The organism is Psychroserpens sp. AS72 (assembly GCF_038900375.1).
Taxonomy (GTDB): domain Bacteria; phylum Bacteroidota; class Bacteroidia; order Flavobacteriales; family Flavobacteriaceae; genus Psychroserpens.
Map to the genome: position 1 here is coordinate 535,832 of NZ_JBBMRC010000002.1, position 16,166 is coordinate 551,997.

Genomic DNA, 16,166 nt, shown 5'->3' on the forward strand with positions numbered 1-16,166 from the left:
TTAATTGCTTTCAAATATAGTCTTTTAGACTCTAATTTGTTGTGTTTGTTTTTGAGCTAATTGAAATTCTTTAATTAAATCTTCAACAATTTGAGCTGTAGGCTTTATATCATGAATTAAACCTGCAATTTGTCCAATCTCAAGTTCACCATCCTCTAAATCACCTTCAAACATGCCTCGTTTTGCTCTTGCTCTTCCCAAAAGTAATTTTAACTCTTCTACTGTAGGTGCTTTTTTGTAGAGCTCTTGTAAGTCTTGGAAGAATTTATTTTTTATCAATCTAACAGGAGCTAATTCTTTCAACGTTAATTGTGTATCACCTTCTTTGGCATCAACAACAACATTTTTAAATGCGTCATGAGCAGAAGACTCTGTACTAGCAACAAACCTACTTCCTATTTGTACAGCATCTGCTCCTAAAAGCATTACTGCTAACATAGCATGACCTGTAGCAATACCTCCTGCAGCAATTAAAGGGATTTGAAGATGCTCTCTCACCATTGGAATTAAGGTTAAGGTCGTTGTTTCTTCTCTACCGTTATGTCCTCCAGCTTCAAAACCTTCTGCAACAACAGCATCAACACCAGCTTCTTGAGCTTTTAAAGCAAATTTCACACTACTAACAACATGAACAACGGTTATCCCTTTCTCTTTTAACCAAGGTGTCCACGTTTTTGGATTTCCTGCGGAAGTAAAAACAATTTTGACACCTTCTTCAACAATGATATTCATAATCTCTTCAATGTTAGGATATAACATTGGCACATTAACACCAAATGGTTTATTGGTTGCGTTTTTACATTTTTTTATATGCTCACGTAACACATCTGGATACATAGAACCTGCACCAATTAAACCTAAAGCACCTGCATTACTAGCTGCAGAAGCTAATTTCCAACCACTATTCCAAATCATACCAGCTTGGATGATTGGGTATTTAATTCCGAAGAGTTCAGTAATTTTATTTGCCATTTAAGATTTTATAAGTTTGAAAGTTTTTGATGCATCACCAGATTGAAATGTCATAATATATAATCCTGAAGCCATTGAAGAAGTATCCAACTGCCTAGATGATTCTGTAATATCCAATTCTAAGACTGTCTTTCCTAAGACATCAAAAACTCGTAATGTCGTGATGTCATTAGATGACGGAATTTGAATATTCAAAATATCTGTCACAGGATTAGGAAACACATTAAACGCAAAAAACTCCTCCTCTTGTAATGACAAACCAATGTCTAAAGCTAATTGAAGGTCTGGAATCCCATAACCAATAAAATAATCTGGTGTTGTATATTGTGACGCAGACATGCGCACATAGTCTTTAATTTCCTCATTAGTTGCATTTGGTAAGGCTTGCCATAAAGATGCAATACCTCCAGCCATTATTGGAGAGCTAAACGAAGTTCCGTTATTGTTCACAATTGTATTTGTATCATCAATTACAAAAGCTGCTGCTCCACGTGCTGCAACATCTGGTTTTTGAGTGGGTTGAAATGCGCTTCCTTGAGAACTAAATGTTGCATAGTTACCATCTGCATCTACAGCTGCAATACTTAAAACTCCTGTGGCATCTGCTGGAGCTCCAACACCGCTTTCTCCAGAATTACCTGCAGATGTTACGACTAAAATCCCTTTTTCATTTGCAATATTTGCACCTCTAGTTATGAACGTCGTACTTCCATTTAAATCTTCTTCAGTGTGACTATAATTCGTATTTTGATATGTTTTGTAACCTAAAGATGTGTTGATAATATGAACTCCCAAACTATCACTACGCTCTGCTGCTTCTACCCAATAGGCCTCTTCAACTGGAGTTTCACTTGCTGAATCTTCTGTTAAAAATAAATAATAGGACGCGTCTGGAGCAGTACCTACAAATTCATCTTGTACAAATCCAGCCATATCACTTAGTACTTTTGTACCATGATCATTATCTAAAAACGCATATACATTTGCATCACGCCTAACAAAATCATAACCATCTAATAAATCTCCATTATCTCGTAACCGTTGAAATGCTCCCATGGTATCCACATTTGGAAATCCTGCATCTAATACTGCTATAATAATTCCTTCTCCTGTATAATCTTGAAGATGCAAAGCATCTGCATGTATCATTTCTACCTGATTTAGCGTATTTCCGTAGGAAAAAGAAATATCAGTATTTTCTATCGCAAATTTATCTTCGGAAACTTCAACTCTTGACATATTTAAATTGTCATCAGCAAAATCTACGGCATCAACAAAATCAAAATCAGTAACCAAAGCGTTAATATCTTCCTCACTTCCTCTCACATAAACGGCATTAAACCATTTTGACTTTGCAAAAACAGTCACACCAGTTTCTGGAGCTTTGAGCATCGTAATATAGGTTTCATTTACTGGCACATCACGCTCATCAATGGCAATACCGTGTAAATTTTTTCTATTGATTGCTTGTTGAGTAAGAATTGAAATAGGATTATCAATTGAAGCTTGTACATTCTCTTTTTGATTAAAGTAGACCCAAGCGTCTTGCTGAGCATATACTGCAAACTGAAAGCATACAATACATAGGAGTAGGATTTTCTTCATAACAATGGGTGTTTAATTAAAAAGGTAGTCGTTTTTAATGGTTAAACCTTAAGATAACGACATTGCAATTTATGAAATTACTCCCGAACCTACTAATTCATCATCTAGATACCAAGCAACGAATTGACCTTCGGTTATTGCAGATTGCGGATTTTCAAACTCTACAAAAAGTCCGTTATCCACTTTATGAAGTGTAGCGTTTTCAAGTGCTTGACGATAGCGAATTCTTGCTTTAACCTTCATCGTTTCGTCAACTTTTAAGGTTAGATCTTCACGAATCCAATGCAATTCATCGTTTGTGACAAACAATGCACTTTTAAAAAGTCCAGGGTGATTTTTTCCTTGACCAGTATAAATCACGTTTTCATCAACATCTGTATCGATTACAAAAAGAGGCTCAATTGTTCCACCAACGGCAAGACCTTTTCGCTGACCTTTAGTAAAATAATGCGCACCTTGATGTTTGCCCACGATTTTTCCGTCGGAAACATTATAATCTATTTTTGTAGTTAAGTGTTTTAATTCTTCGGCTTTGCTTTCAAATTTTAATCTTTCGGCTTTATAATACGCTTTATCATCAGGAATTTCTACAATGACACCTTCTAAAGGTTTTAATTTTTGTTGTAAAAACTCTGGCAATCTTACTTTACCAATAAAACAAAGTCCTTGAGAATCTTTTTTATCTGCGGTTACGAGATCTAATTTGGTTGCTATTTCTCTAACCTCAGGTTTTGTTAATTCGCCAATTGGAAATAAAGCTTTTGATAATTGCGCTTGTGATAATTGACATAAAAAATAGGATTGATCTTTATTATTATCTGCACCAGCTAATAGTTGATAGGTTTTTTTTCCATCAATGTCTAATGTGCCTTTTCTACAATAATGACCAGTTGCAACGTAATCTGCACCAAGATCTAAAGCGATTTTCATAAAGACATCAAATTTGATTTCTCTATTGCAAAGCACATCTGGATTTGGCGTTCTTCCTTTTTGGTATTCATCAAACATATAATCAACAATACGCTCTTTATATTGCTCACTTAAATCTACGGTTTGAAAAGGGATTCCTAATTTATCTGCTACTAACATCGCATCATTACTATCATCTAGCCAAGGACACTCATCAGATATAGTCACAGAGTCATCATGCCAGTTTTTCATAAACAAGCCTATAACCTCATAGCCTTGTTCCTTTAACAAATAGGCTGCAACGCTAGAATCTACTCCTCCTGAAAGTCCGACAATTACTCTTTTCATTTGATACTCGTTATGTTTATTTTAAGGTAGGTTGAAACATCAAGTTACAATTTAGTTTACAGATTTATAAACTAAACTTTGTTGTTTCATTCTGCAAAATTAAGAATTAAAAATAGCAACAGAAGTGCTGTTGCTATATTAAATAACTATTTAATCTATTAGTTTTAACTATTGCTTTTTTGGATTCTTACTTCGTTTAGTATGATCTTTGGTTTCTACTAGTTTTCCGTTTTTGTAATAGTTCCAAATGCCATGTTTTAAATCTTTTCTATAAGTACCTTCGGCTTGTAAATTTCCGTCGGCATCATAATATTTACAAATCCCATGTAATTCATCATTTTCATACATGAATTCTTTTAAAACGTTCCCGTTTTTAGCATACCAGATAGACTTCCCATTGAGTTTACCATCTACATAGTTAGCTGTTTCTGCAGTTGTTCCGTCTGGATAAAACACTAATTTTTCGCCTTCTAGCTTACCTTTGTCATTATAAAACTCAGTAGACAGGATAGCTTTAAACTTATTGTGGTAATAGATCCATTTACCACTATAAAGCTTGCCATTCATTTTACCCTCACTAATTAATTTCCCTTTAGACGATAGAAATTTTACCTCAGCTTTATTGTTTTCCTTATTGAATACTTTAGTCGCACTCAAAACACTTGTCCCTTTATTGAGCGTGTAAAATTTAAAAGTGTCTATTTCTTTACCATGCTCAAACTGACCTTCGTATCGTAATTGTTTGGTCTTATCAAAGTACTTTTTCCATACACCATGCCGTTCTCCTGCACTATCAAACTGGTTAACAAGCTCTTGAGCAAAGGAATTCACACCCAATACTGTTAAAATAAATATAAAAAAATAATGCTTCATAACTTTTTGTTTAATCTTTTGCTAAATTTGTTGAACAAAATAGATTTTAGATTAATAATTTTAAATAACAAAAACTCAAAAAAATGAAAATTATTTCAAAAACAATCAAATTCTTACCGTTATTTTTATTAGCTCTCGTTATTACTTCATGTAATAATGATGATGATAATACAATAACTGATCCAACTCCATTAAATATTGTAGAAATTGCATCAACAAATGCAAATTTATCAAGTTTAGTTGCTGCTTTACAAGCTGCAGATGGAGATTTAGTAAACGTATTAAATGGGAATGGTCCTTTTACAGTACTTGCTCCAACTAACGAAGCTTTTGCAACATTTTTAAGTGACAACGGTTTTTCTAGTTTAGATGCAGTACCAACAGATGTATTATCTCAAGTATTATTGAATCATGTAATCTCTGAAGATTTAACCTCTTCAGATTTAATTGGATTAGGATCTGGTTACACAAACACTAATGCTACAGGAGCAGGAGGTAACGCAATAAGTATTTATTTTAACACAAGTAATGGTGTTAGATTTAATGATGTCTCTAGTGTAACTGATGGTGGTGCAGATATTGACGCCTCTAATGGTACAATACATATTATAGAAGCAGTTATTGGTTTACCGAGTATTGTAGATCATGCTACTGCAAATCCAAACTTTACAAGTTTAGCAGGAGCTTTAACTTCAGAAGGCTTAGTAATGGCATTACAAGCAGACGGACCTTTTACAGTGTTAGCACCAACAAATGATGCATTTTCAGATTTTACGAATCCAAATTCAAATGCTTTATCTAGCGTTTTGTTAAATCATGTTGTAAATGGCGCACTCACTTCAAATGATTTAGTGGGATTAGGTAATGGGTATTCTAACACCTTAGCATCAGGACCTGGAGATAACGTACTTAGCTTATATTTTAATACTGATAGTGGTGTAATTTTTAATGGTGTATCTTCTGTAGCAACTGCAGATATTATTGCTACAAACGGAATTATTCACGCTGTAGATGCTGTTATTGATATCCCAACAGTAGTGACATTTGCTACTGCAGATCCAAACTTTTCAACGTTAGTTACAGCATTAACAACGTTAACTCCTGCAACAGATTTTGTAGCAACCTTATCTACAGCAAACGGAACAAGTCCAGCACCTTTTACAGTATTTGCTCCAACAAATGATGCTTTTGATGCATTAGCTGCAATTCCTGCAGAAGATGTATTAACCCAAGTATTATTACACCACGTTTTAGGAGATGCTAACGTAACATCTAGCGATTTAACAGATGGTATTTCACCAACAATGTTAAACGGACAAGCAATCACTATCAACTTACCTGGTACAGGAACTAATATTGCAGATGTAACTGATGGTGCAGGTAATACAGATATTGGTGTTGTTGCAGTTGACGTACAAGCTGGTAATGGTGTCATTCATGTTGTAAACAAAGTGATGTTACCATCATTAGACTAATTACATTTTAAGTTCAAAAAGTTAGATTAATAGCATAATGTAGATTGTATTGAACTTAATATTAAAAGCCTTTAGATTATTTAATCTGAAGGCTTTTTTTTTGTGATATCATACATAATATTATTCCTTTTTCTTCGGAAATCTAACAGCATTAAAACACTTATATCTAGACATAAGAAGTAAAGTAATCTCACATTAACTTTAGCAAATAGCCTACTATATCCTTATTTCAAAATGATGTAATTAAATGAGTAGTTGATGTTTCCGAAGTTATAAAAACCAAAAGAACCTTTAGAATAATCTAAAGGCTCTTTATATCTATAATTTATAAAAGAATACTACTTCTTTCTCTTTTGTTGTGCTTGTTTTTGTTGTTCAGCTTGCTCCATCATACTTGCCATTTTCTTTTGAAACTTATTTTGTTTCTTAGGCTTCGTCTTATTCACTTGTATCTGAGCATGAATCTTATCTTCATCTAGAATAAAATTCTTAATAACTAACATAATTCCAATACTAATAAGGTTAGAAATAAAGTAATATAAACTCAATCCTGATGCATATTTATTAAAGAAAATCAACATTAAAATTGGAGAGAAATAAATCATGTACTTCATCATTTTACCCATATCAGGCATCCCTTCTTGCGTTGGTTGCGATGCCATTTGTTGACCTGTCGTCATTTTCATATAAAAGAAAATCGCGATAGCTGCCAAAATTGGAAATAAACTTACATGACTACCATATAATGGAATATTAAACGGAAGCTGAGCAATCACATCATAGGATGATAAATCGTCTGCCCAAAGGAAACTTTTTTGACGTAAAGCAAAAGCTGTTGGAAAAAACATAAACAAAGCGTAAAACACTGGTAATTGAATTAAACCAGGTAAACAACCAGCTAACGGACTTGCGCCTGCTTTATTTTGAAGTGCCATTGTTTCTTGTTGCGCCTTCATTTTGTTGTCTTTATGCTTCTCTCTAATGGCATCTAACTCAGGTTTTAAAACCTTCATTTTAGCTTGAGATAAAAACTGCTTGTACTGTACAAATGACATCACTAATTTTATTAAAATAGTCATGACGATAATAGCAATACCATAAGGTAAGAATCCACTTAAGAAACTAAATAATGGAATAAACAAATGCTTATTAATCCATCCAAAAATTCCCCAACCAAATGGAATACTTTCTTCTAAATTATAATCATAATTTTTTAAGACCTTACTATCTGTAGGACCAAAATAGAGTTTAAAATTATTTGTTGCTTCACCATTGGTAAACGTAAGTGGTAATTTAGATGCAAATTCTTTAGTAAAGATGGTGTCTATTTCTTCGTCTTCAACTAAATCTAAAGTAGAAATTCTTACGTTTTTAATTGGATTTTCTGCTACAAGAATTGTACTAAAAAAGTGTTGTCTATAAGATAACCAACGTGCGTCATTTATAACCTCTTCATCTTCTCCTGCTTGCGCTAATTTATCAATCTTATCACCTTCATGCATGTATGTTAATCGCGTGTAACGATTCTCATAACCTACACTTTGATCATGACGATAGGTTTTTAATTTCCAATCTAAATCTATTGCTTGAGAGCTATTAACAACTGTATTTAAACCTTGAGAACTAATAGAAAAATCTATCATGTAATCATCTGGTTTTAACTCATAACGGTATTCTAAATACTGAGTGTTAGATGCTTTAAATTTCATCGAAACAACCGTATTTTCTCCGTTTTTGGTTACAGTAGGTTCAAAATATTTATCCTGAGTATTTAATATTCTATTGTCTGTTGTTGGCAAAGTAATATTGAAGAATTCATTACCATCTTCAATTAATGCAATTGGCACAGAATCATAATCAACAAATTTTTTCAGAATGACTTCGGAAAGAAATCCACCTTTATTACTAAATTTTAAATCTAGAACATCTGTTTGTACAGTTGTAAAAGTATCTGTTGCAGATGGAAGCGTTGATGAAAACGCAAACGATCCTAGTTTGTTTTTTAAGGCTTCTAACTTTAATGAATCTCCTGGCTTTGGTGCTGTAAAATCTTCGGCAGTAACAACTTTGGTATCTTTAACTTGTTTTGTTTCTGCTTTTTTAGCTGCTTCAATTTGCTCTTGCTTCTCTTGTTCTGCTAATTCTTCAGGAGTGGGTTGGTTTTTCCACATCATGAAGATTAATATTCCGAAGATAAGAACAAATCCTATAATCGATTTTACGTCGAATTTTTTTTCTTCCATGTTATAATTTAAAAATATCTCTGATTGGTTTGACAGGATGCTTGCTAATTATCAAAAAGCTATCCAATATTATTTCTGTGCCATACTGACACTTTTGTTGTTTGTTTTATACTCTAATGCTGCCTTTACAAAAGACACAAATAAAGGATGTGGATTTGAAACTGTACTCTTATATTCTGGATGGTACTGTACTCCTACAAACCAATTATGTGTTGGAATTTCTACAATTTCCACTAAGCCAGTTTCAGGATTCAATCCTGTTGCTTTCATGCCAGCAGCTTCAATTTGTTGCTTATAATCGTTATTAAACTCATAACGATGTCTGTGTCGCTCTTTTATATCAACTGTTTTGTAAATCGCATGAGCTAAACTACCATCTATTAATTTGCAATCCCATGCACCAAGACGCATTGTACCACCTTTATCAATAATGGTCTTTTGTGATTCCATGAGATTAATGACAGGTTCTGATGTGTTTTCATCCATTTCGGTAGAATTAGCATTTTTGAGTCCTAGCACATTTCTAGAATATTCAATGACTGCCATTTGCATTCCTAAACAAATTCCTAAAAACGGAATATTATGTTCACGAACATAACGCACAGCTTCAATTTTACCTTCAATACCACGCTCTCCAAATCCTGGAGCTACTAAAACACCATGCAGATGTTTTAATTTTTTAGCTGCATTTTCTTTAGTTATATATTCAGAATGGATAGACTCTACATTGACTTTAACTTCATTCTCTGCTCCTGCATGGATAAAAGCTTCTAGAATAGATTTGTATGAATCTTGGAGCTCTACATATTTACCAATTAAACCAATCGTCACTTCTCCTTTCGGATTTTTATGACGTGATAAAAACTGATTCCATTGTGTCAAGTCTGGCTTTGAGCTTTCTAACTCCAACTTTTTTAAGACCACTGTATCTAAACCTTGCTCTAACATCAAATTAGGTACATCATAAATTGTAGATGCATCTATAGATTGTATGACAGCTTCTGGTCGTACGTTACAAAATTTAGCGAGTTTATCACGAAGATCTTGTGGCAATTCATGTTCTGTACGACACACTAGAATATCTGCCATAACTCCACTTTCCATCAACGTTTTGACACTATGTTGGGTTGGTTTGGTTTTTAATTCTCCAGCTGCAGATAAGTAAGGAATTAATGTTAAATGAATTACGATTGCATTATGCTCACCAAGATCCCATTTTAATTGTCTTACAGCTTCTATGTATGGTAATGATTCAATATCACCAACGGTTCCTCCAATTTCAGTAATAACAATATCATAATCTCCAGAGTTACCCAAAATTTGAACACGATGTTTAATTTCGTCTGTAATATGAGGAATCACCTGTACTGTTTTACCTAAAAACTCACCACGACGCTCTTTATCAATGACGCTTTGATATATACGACCAGTGGTTACGTTATTTGACTGACTCGTTGGTACATTTAAAAAACGCTCATAATGACCAAGATCTAAATCTGTTTCTGCACCATCATCTGTCACATAACACTCGCCATGCTCATATGGATTTAATGTTCCTGGATCAATATTAATGTAAGGGTCTAATTTTTGAATAGTCGTTCTATAACCTTGAGCTTGAAGCAATTTAGCCAATGAAGCTGCTATAATTCCTTTTCCTAATGAGGAAGTAACTCCTCCAGTTACAAATATGTATTTAGTAGTGTTCATGTTGCGCTGTTAAACGCAGGCAAATTTACAAAATTTAAATAGTTATTGTTGTATTGTTTTTAGGTTTGTTTTTAATACTGAAATAGGCCTAATTTGAAGTGGGTTATTTAGATTTGATTTTGTTGAGAAAATAGTCGAACTTCGTCTAACTGCGGATATCGAAAATTGATACAGTTGATATCCCAAGTATTTGCGGTAATATAAACTCAACATTGAACTTAAAAACGTTATTCCGAATATTATTATCGATTGGAGCCATTTTATGGGTTATATCTTGGATTGGAGACTTAAATGGAAAGTTGCCTGAATCAACTTATGGAATGATTTTATCAGCTATTCTAACAGGATTTGGAATTTATTTTTGGTTGAAATCTTACAAAAAAACAAGAGGACATTATCCCAAATTTCACAAAAAGTATCAGGAGATGATTAAATCAATGAAAAAAAATCCATTTAATGGAATTTTCTTCCTGGTAAAAAACTTATTCAAATTTTACACTTTCGTTCTTGTCTTCTCAATGATTTTAGTTCTTATCGGATATTTGACAATTGGACAATCTGAACCAGTGAAAGTGACTCAAAAATATTGCGAAAACAACATCGATGTTCAAAAAATAACTGGAGAAATCAAACACTATGGAATCTTAAGAAATGTAAGTTCTAGATGGAATTCCGAAACTGGAAATTCTGATTTATCATTAGTTTTTGTCGCTGAAAATGGAGTTTTCAATATTTCCACGAAATTAGAAAAGGAAAATGGAGAATGGGAAGTAAAAAAATATGAATTAAAAAATAAAAATACTGGTGCTAACAATGGCTCTAAGTAATTGCTGGTTCTCGCCTACCTACGAAAATCCTCCCAGATTTTCTTGGCTTGTGTTTTATTTACTAACTTTAATGCTCAAATCCACAACATTCCCTAAACAACAACGTTAGACGAACCTCAAAAATCAATCACTTCTTTGGATACCGTTTCTGGATATCTCTTATCAAATACTCCAATCCATTTAATTTCAACTCATAAACCTGCGTCAACATATCACCTAATTTTCCCTTCGGAAATCCTTTATTGTGATACCAAACCACATAATATTCTGGTAAGTCAATCAGGAAACGACCTTCATATTTACCAAAAGGCATTTTTGTATGTGCGAGTTTTATAAGAAAATTTTTGTCTGGTCCTACCATGTTATCTAGAGCGGAAATCTTTGTATGTATCTAATTCTGCTTTTACAAACTTAGACCAAATAGCTTGTTGTTCCTTATTGATAGAATTATTTGTTTGAGTATCGTAATCATTTTGCATAATCGCCAATTTGTTATTGGCTTGCTCATGTAGATGTCTAAGTACTTTTTTAATGTTTTTTGAGACCTTTACCTTAGAGATATTGTAACGCAGTTGTCTTACATGAAGTTCTGTAATATCAAAATGAAGTTGCTCATGAGCTAAAATGTGATCGTCGCCTTTGTCTTTAAGATACCAAGATTTTTCTGGATAGAAATGTGCATGAGCTTCTGCATTGAAACCAACAAACTCACCATTTGATTGACTTACAGAAAATGAAAAAGTAATCCCTGAAGCTGTAACTGCAACTGCATTAGTATCTCGTTCTGCTTCGCCTTTAAAATCTGACCATGAAAGCTTTTTACTATCACTCCATGAAATGGTAACCTCTTCTGTTGTGGCAGGTTTCAGAAGAAATAAAAAAATAATTAATAGTCGAGGTAACATTTAGTTTGCATTTTTTCCAGTTAAATTTTAGAATGATGTATTAATAAATTGAATTATTTTTAGTTTAGTCGAGGCTAAAAATCTAAGCTTAGCCTTAGCTACGGTTCTATTTTTAAACGATAAATCAACTAAAAAGAAACAATTTATATGCTTTATTTTAAGGTTTAATTGGAATTCGTCCAGTTAAAAGAAACATCCTTCTGAATATCTGGATGTAAACTGTAATGCACAGGACAAGTAGTAGCGATACGTTCTAAAATTTTACGAGTTTTTGCGTCTACCTCAAAAGGAAAGTTCAAAACCACTTCTATTTTAGAAATTCGTCTGGGATCACTCGCCATCGTTTTGGTGACATGAGCAGTGGTTCCTTTCATATCAACTCCCATATCATTGGCTTTGATTCCCATAACAGTAATCATACAACTTGCTAGTCCTGTAGCAACAGTATCTGTAGGTGAAAACGCTTCTCCTTTACCATTATTGTCTAGAGGTGCATCTGTAATGAATGAATTATTAGATTTTAGATGAACACTTTCTGTTCTTAAATTGCCTAAATAAGTTACTTTTGAAGTCATTTATTTTGCTTCTACAATGGTTAAATCTTGATATTTCACCACGTAAACTGCTTCATTATAAAAGCCACCAAACATTTTTTTAGTATATCTAAATTTGTTTTCAACGTACTCCGTTTCTATATCACTAGACGATGCAGTGTATAAATCATCTTCACTAGCGAGACGTAATAAAAGATCTAGTGTTAAATCAAACCCTCGTACGGCATATTTATTTGGGCTCACGTTATACTCACGTCTGTAAGCTCTAATAAATGCGTTTCTAGATGATCCAATATCTGCAGTTTTATTTATTGATGGATAATGAAACTTCAAATTAGACAAGTGATAATTAGAAATCTCTCTACCTTCAAAAGCTCTATTTTTATCTGTTGTAAATAAAATGATTTCTTTGCCATCTGTAATTAAACCGTTAATCATACTAATTACGTTTGAAGCAAAGCCTTCGTTACTTGTTTCTAAAAACACAATGTTCTTTCCGTTTTTAAAGATGTTTTCTAATTCTGTTTGATATATAAAATACGCTTCTTTACCTTTTTTATCCTTTCTAGAAAAAATTTGTTTAGCAGATGGAAATTCGGTTTTTAACTTATCACTTATACGTTTATGTTTTGAATCTGAAATGATAAACACATGCTTAGGCAGTGAATCTGTTTTCACAAAATTGATTATAGTATCTTCTAGCAAATCACTTGACGGAACACTTTGAAATACATTATCATACAATGTAGTAGGCGTAGAAAAAGGTGAAATCACAGGTACGTGATCACGTTTCAACTCAGATGCTACACGATCTAAATTTTTTGGTACTAATGGACCAATAACTGCGTCGTAATCTGAAAAATCATTCACTTTTAAAATATTTGAAACCTCAGTTAATTGATTTCTCGTGTCGTATACTTTTAAATTTGTAGAAATCCCTAATCGTTTTGCAGAGTCTATTGCCATTAATGCTCCAGCATGAAAATCTAACGAAATAGATAATAATGCATCTTTTCTAATTGCTTTTTTTGTCTCTTGTACAGAATCTACATCAATTCTATTAAGACGATAAGGCAACATGAGCGCTATCTTTTTAGGACTTAAGTTTTTGAGATTATGAGTTAAATTTGTATTATCTATATCCTCAACATTAGTTGCCACTTTAATATCTGCTGGCACTTTTAAAATCATGCCTAGTTTGAGTCCGCTTTCTTTTAATCCAGGGTTTAATGTTTCTAATTGCTCTTGAGTTACTCCTAGTTTTCTATTAAGAGCCATAAAACCCTCACTTTTTAAAACTGTATAATACCCATAGTTGTCTTCAACTGCCTTCTCTTCATTATTACTAATATTGGGCACATTAACCTCTTGACCTGGTTGCAATACGTCACCCAAATCTGGATTTAATGCTTCTAATTGAGGTACAGTAATTCCAAATTTATAAGCTACTCTCCATTTGCCTTCTTTTGGTAAAACAGTATATTTTTTAACTGTATTATTTAAAGATACTTGATGTGTGATTGTCTTAAATTTCGGAATCTGAATTTTATCACCTTTACGTAAGTCTTCAGAATATAATCTCCTATTATGCTTTTTAATATCTTCAATCTCAATATTATATTGTTTAGAAATACTGTATAACGTTTCCTTACGTTTTACGCGATGCTTTTTAAAACCAATGACTTCTTTTACCGTTTCTTTTAAAGGCTCATTCTTAACACGTGTGGTTGGAATGATAAGAACCATATCTGATTTTAATGTTGTTTTAGCATCAGGATTTAACGCTAAAATATCAAAAGGTGTCACTAAATACATCTTAGCAATACTTTCTATAGTTTCACCTTGTTTAACCTTATGCGTTTTATAGTCTTGTGCAAATGCAGAAATGCTACAAAATAAGATGGCTGCTATTAATAAGAGTTTTTTCATTTATAAAAAATTTATGTCTTATTTCCTTTTCTTCGGAAATTTTAGTTGATTACAACCATTTTATGTTTTAGTCTATTCCTAATATATAGTTTTTATTTTTTCTTATTTTTTCAATTGAGTAAGCTCTGCAAACTGCAACAGAATACTGTAAACTCTTTTTCTTTTATTCCCACTCAATAGTAGCTGGTGGTTTTGAACTAATATCGTAAACCACTCTGTTTACACCTTTTACTTTATTTATGATCTCGTTAGAGGTTTTTTGTAAAAATTCATACGGAAGATTAACCCAATCGGCAGTCATTCCATCTGTACTTTCTACTGCTCTTAACGCGACACATTTTTCGTAGGTTCTTTCGTCTCCCATCACTCCTACGCTATTCACTGGAAGCAACATTGCTCCAGCTTGCCAAACTTTATCGTATAAATTCCAAGATTTTAAGTTGTCAATAAAAACAGCATCAACCTCTTGTAATATACGTACTTTTTCAGGAGTAATATCTCCTAAAATTCTAATTGCTAATCCTGGACCAGGAAACGGATGACGACCTAAAATATCTTTATCCATTCCCATAGAAGCACCAACACGTCGAACCTCATCTTTAAATAATGCTCGTAATGGTTCTACTATTTTCAACTTCATATAATCTGGCAATCCACCAACATTATGATGACTTTTAATTGTTGCACTTGGTCCTCCTGTTGCAGATACACTTTCTATGACATCTGGATAAATAGTTCCTTGTGCTAACCATTTTACATCTTCAATTTTATGAGCTTCATCATCAAAAACCTCAATAAACGCGTTACCAATCGCTTTTCTTTTCAACTCAGGATCACTTACATCTTTCAAGGCATCCAAAAAGCGTGCCGAAGCATCTACACCTTTAACGTTTAAGCCCATACCTTCGTATTGCTTAAGTACACTTGAGAATTCATTTTTCCGAAGTAAACCATTATTTACGAAAATACAATAGAGGTTTTTCCCTATGGCTTTATGTAATAATATGGCAGCAACCGATGAATCTACACCTCCAGATAATCCTAAAACGACTTTATCATCGCCTAATTGTGCTTTGAGTGCTTCAACTGTTTCATCAACAAACGAATCTGGTGTCCAATCTTGTTCTAATTGTGCAATATGCACTAAGAAATTTTCTAATAACTGTTTTCCATCTGTAGAATGATACACCTCTGGATGAAATTGAATTGCGTATGTTTTTTCACCTGCAATTCTATAGGCTGCATTTTCAACATCATGGGTACTTGCTAATAAAACGCCATTAGTTGGTAATTGCTTGATGGTGTCGCTATGACTCATCCATACTTGACTTCCTTTAGAAATACCTGTAAAAAAGTCTTCGTCTTGTTTTACAAAACTCAAGTTGGCTCTACCGTATTCTCTTGTATTAGACTCTGCTACTTGGCCTCCAGAAAAATGCGCTAAATACTGCGCACCATAACAAACAGCGAGCATTGGTTTTTTTCCTCTTATTTGGGTAAGGTCTGGATGTAAAACATCTTCACCTCTCACCGAATTAGGGCTACCAGAAAGAATGACAGCTTTGAAACTCTCAGAATCTACGGGAACTTTGTTAAATGGATGGATTTCGCAATAGATATTCAATTCTCTAACGCGACGTGCAATAAGCTGAGTGTATTGCGAACCGAAATCTAAAATTAGGACTTTGTTGTGTTGCATGTGCAAAAATAGTAATGATTTGGGAATTACGATTTACCTTTTGAAGTTTTTTGAATATACTTTTTAACACATTTCTAATCTTTGTTTAGATGTTTAATAAAACCAACTTAAAAAATAGGC

At 33.2% G+C, this 16,166-nt stretch carries 13 protein-coding genes; 2 read left to right on the forward strand and 11 right to left on the reverse strand.

Annotated features, from left to right (window positions below; translation table 11 throughout):
- Positions 1–24: 24 nt before the first annotated feature.
- The 4 genes from WNY78_RS05930 to WNY78_RS05945 all read right to left on the reverse strand — a co-directional run bounded on the left by WNY78_RS05930 (position 25) and on the right by WNY78_RS05945 (position 4,707).
- Positions 25–972, reverse strand: coding sequence for a nitronate monooxygenase (locus WNY78_RS05930; RefSeq protein WP_342872272.1), 948 nt, complete (start codon positions 970–972; stop codon positions 25–27).
- Positions 973–2,577 (reverse strand): S8 family serine peptidase, encoded by a 1,605-nt coding sequence (locus WNY78_RS05935; RefSeq protein ID WP_342872273.1) that lies wholly within the window; start codon positions 2,575–2,577, stop codon positions 973–975.
- 69 nt (positions 2,578–2,646) lie between these two features.
- A complete protein-coding gene (gene mnmA, locus WNY78_RS05940) occupies positions 2,647–3,834 on the reverse strand; it encodes a tRNA 2-thiouridine(34) synthase MnmA (RefSeq protein ID WP_342872274.1) in 1,188 nt (395 codons plus the stop codon).
- Positions 3,835–4,002: 168 nt separating this feature from the next.
- A complete protein-coding gene (locus WNY78_RS05945; protein WP_342872275.1) occupies positions 4,003–4,707 on the reverse strand; it encodes a toxin-antitoxin system YwqK family antitoxin in 705 nt (234 codons plus the stop codon).
- A gap of 83 nt (positions 4,708–4,790) precedes the next feature.
- On the opposite strand from WNY78_RS05945, the gene WNY78_RS05950 reads away from it, so the two are divergent.
- Positions 4,791–6,182: a fasciclin domain-containing protein gene (locus WNY78_RS05950; protein ID WP_342872276.1), complete on the forward strand. Its 1,392-nt coding sequence runs from the start codon at positions 4,791–4,793 to the stop codon at positions 6,180–6,182.
- Between the two features lie 338 nt (positions 6,183–6,520).
- Here the strand turns inward: WNY78_RS05950 and yidC are convergent, their stop codons facing one another.
- Positions 6,521–8,425: a membrane protein insertase YidC gene (gene yidC / locus WNY78_RS05955; protein WP_342872277.1), complete on the reverse strand. Its 1,905-nt coding sequence runs from the start codon at positions 8,423–8,425 to the stop codon at positions 6,521–6,523.
- Between the two features lie 69 nt (positions 8,426–8,494).
- A complete protein-coding gene (locus WNY78_RS05960) occupies positions 8,495–10,132 on the reverse strand; it encodes a CTP synthase (RefSeq protein WP_342872278.1) in 1,638 nt (545 codons plus the stop codon).
- Positions 10,133–10,344: 212 nt separating this feature from the next.
- On the opposite strand from WNY78_RS05960, the gene WNY78_RS05965 reads away from it, so the two are divergent.
- Complete coding sequence (locus WNY78_RS05965) at positions 10,345–10,959, forward strand: hypothetical protein (RefSeq protein WP_342872279.1); 615 nt, start codon at positions 10,345–10,347, stop codon at positions 10,957–10,959.
- Positions 10,960–11,086: 127 nt separating this feature from the next.
- On the opposite strand, the gene WNY78_RS05970 is transcribed toward WNY78_RS05965, so the two are convergent.
- The 5 genes from WNY78_RS05970 to guaA form a co-directional block, all read right to left on the reverse strand.
- Positions 11,087–11,320, reverse strand: coding sequence for a DUF3820 family protein (locus WNY78_RS05970; RefSeq protein WP_342872280.1), 234 nt, complete (start codon positions 11,318–11,320; stop codon positions 11,087–11,089).
- 1 nt (position 11,321) lies between these two features.
- The gene (locus WNY78_RS05975) at positions 11,322–11,864 is read right to left on the reverse strand and encodes a DUF922 domain-containing protein (protein ID WP_342872281.1); all 543 of its coding nucleotides are present in this window, start codon (positions 11,862–11,864) and stop codon (positions 11,322–11,324) included.
- 164 nt (positions 11,865–12,028) lie between these two features.
- Entirely contained in the window at positions 12,029–12,439 is a 411-nt protein-coding gene (locus tag WNY78_RS05980; protein ID WP_342872282.1) for an OsmC family protein, read from the reverse strand.
- On the reverse strand, positions 12,440–14,347 hold the full coding sequence (locus WNY78_RS05985; protein ID WP_342872283.1) for a LysM peptidoglycan-binding domain-containing protein: 1,908 nt from the start codon (positions 14,345–14,347) through the stop codon (positions 12,440–12,442). It abuts the gene before it with no gap.
- 163 nt (positions 14,348–14,510) lie between these two features.
- Complete coding sequence (gene guaA / locus WNY78_RS05990; protein WP_342872284.1) at positions 14,511–16,046, reverse strand: glutamine-hydrolyzing GMP synthase; 1,536 nt, start codon at positions 16,044–16,046, stop codon at positions 14,511–14,513.
- Positions 16,047–16,166 lie beyond the last annotated feature (120 nt).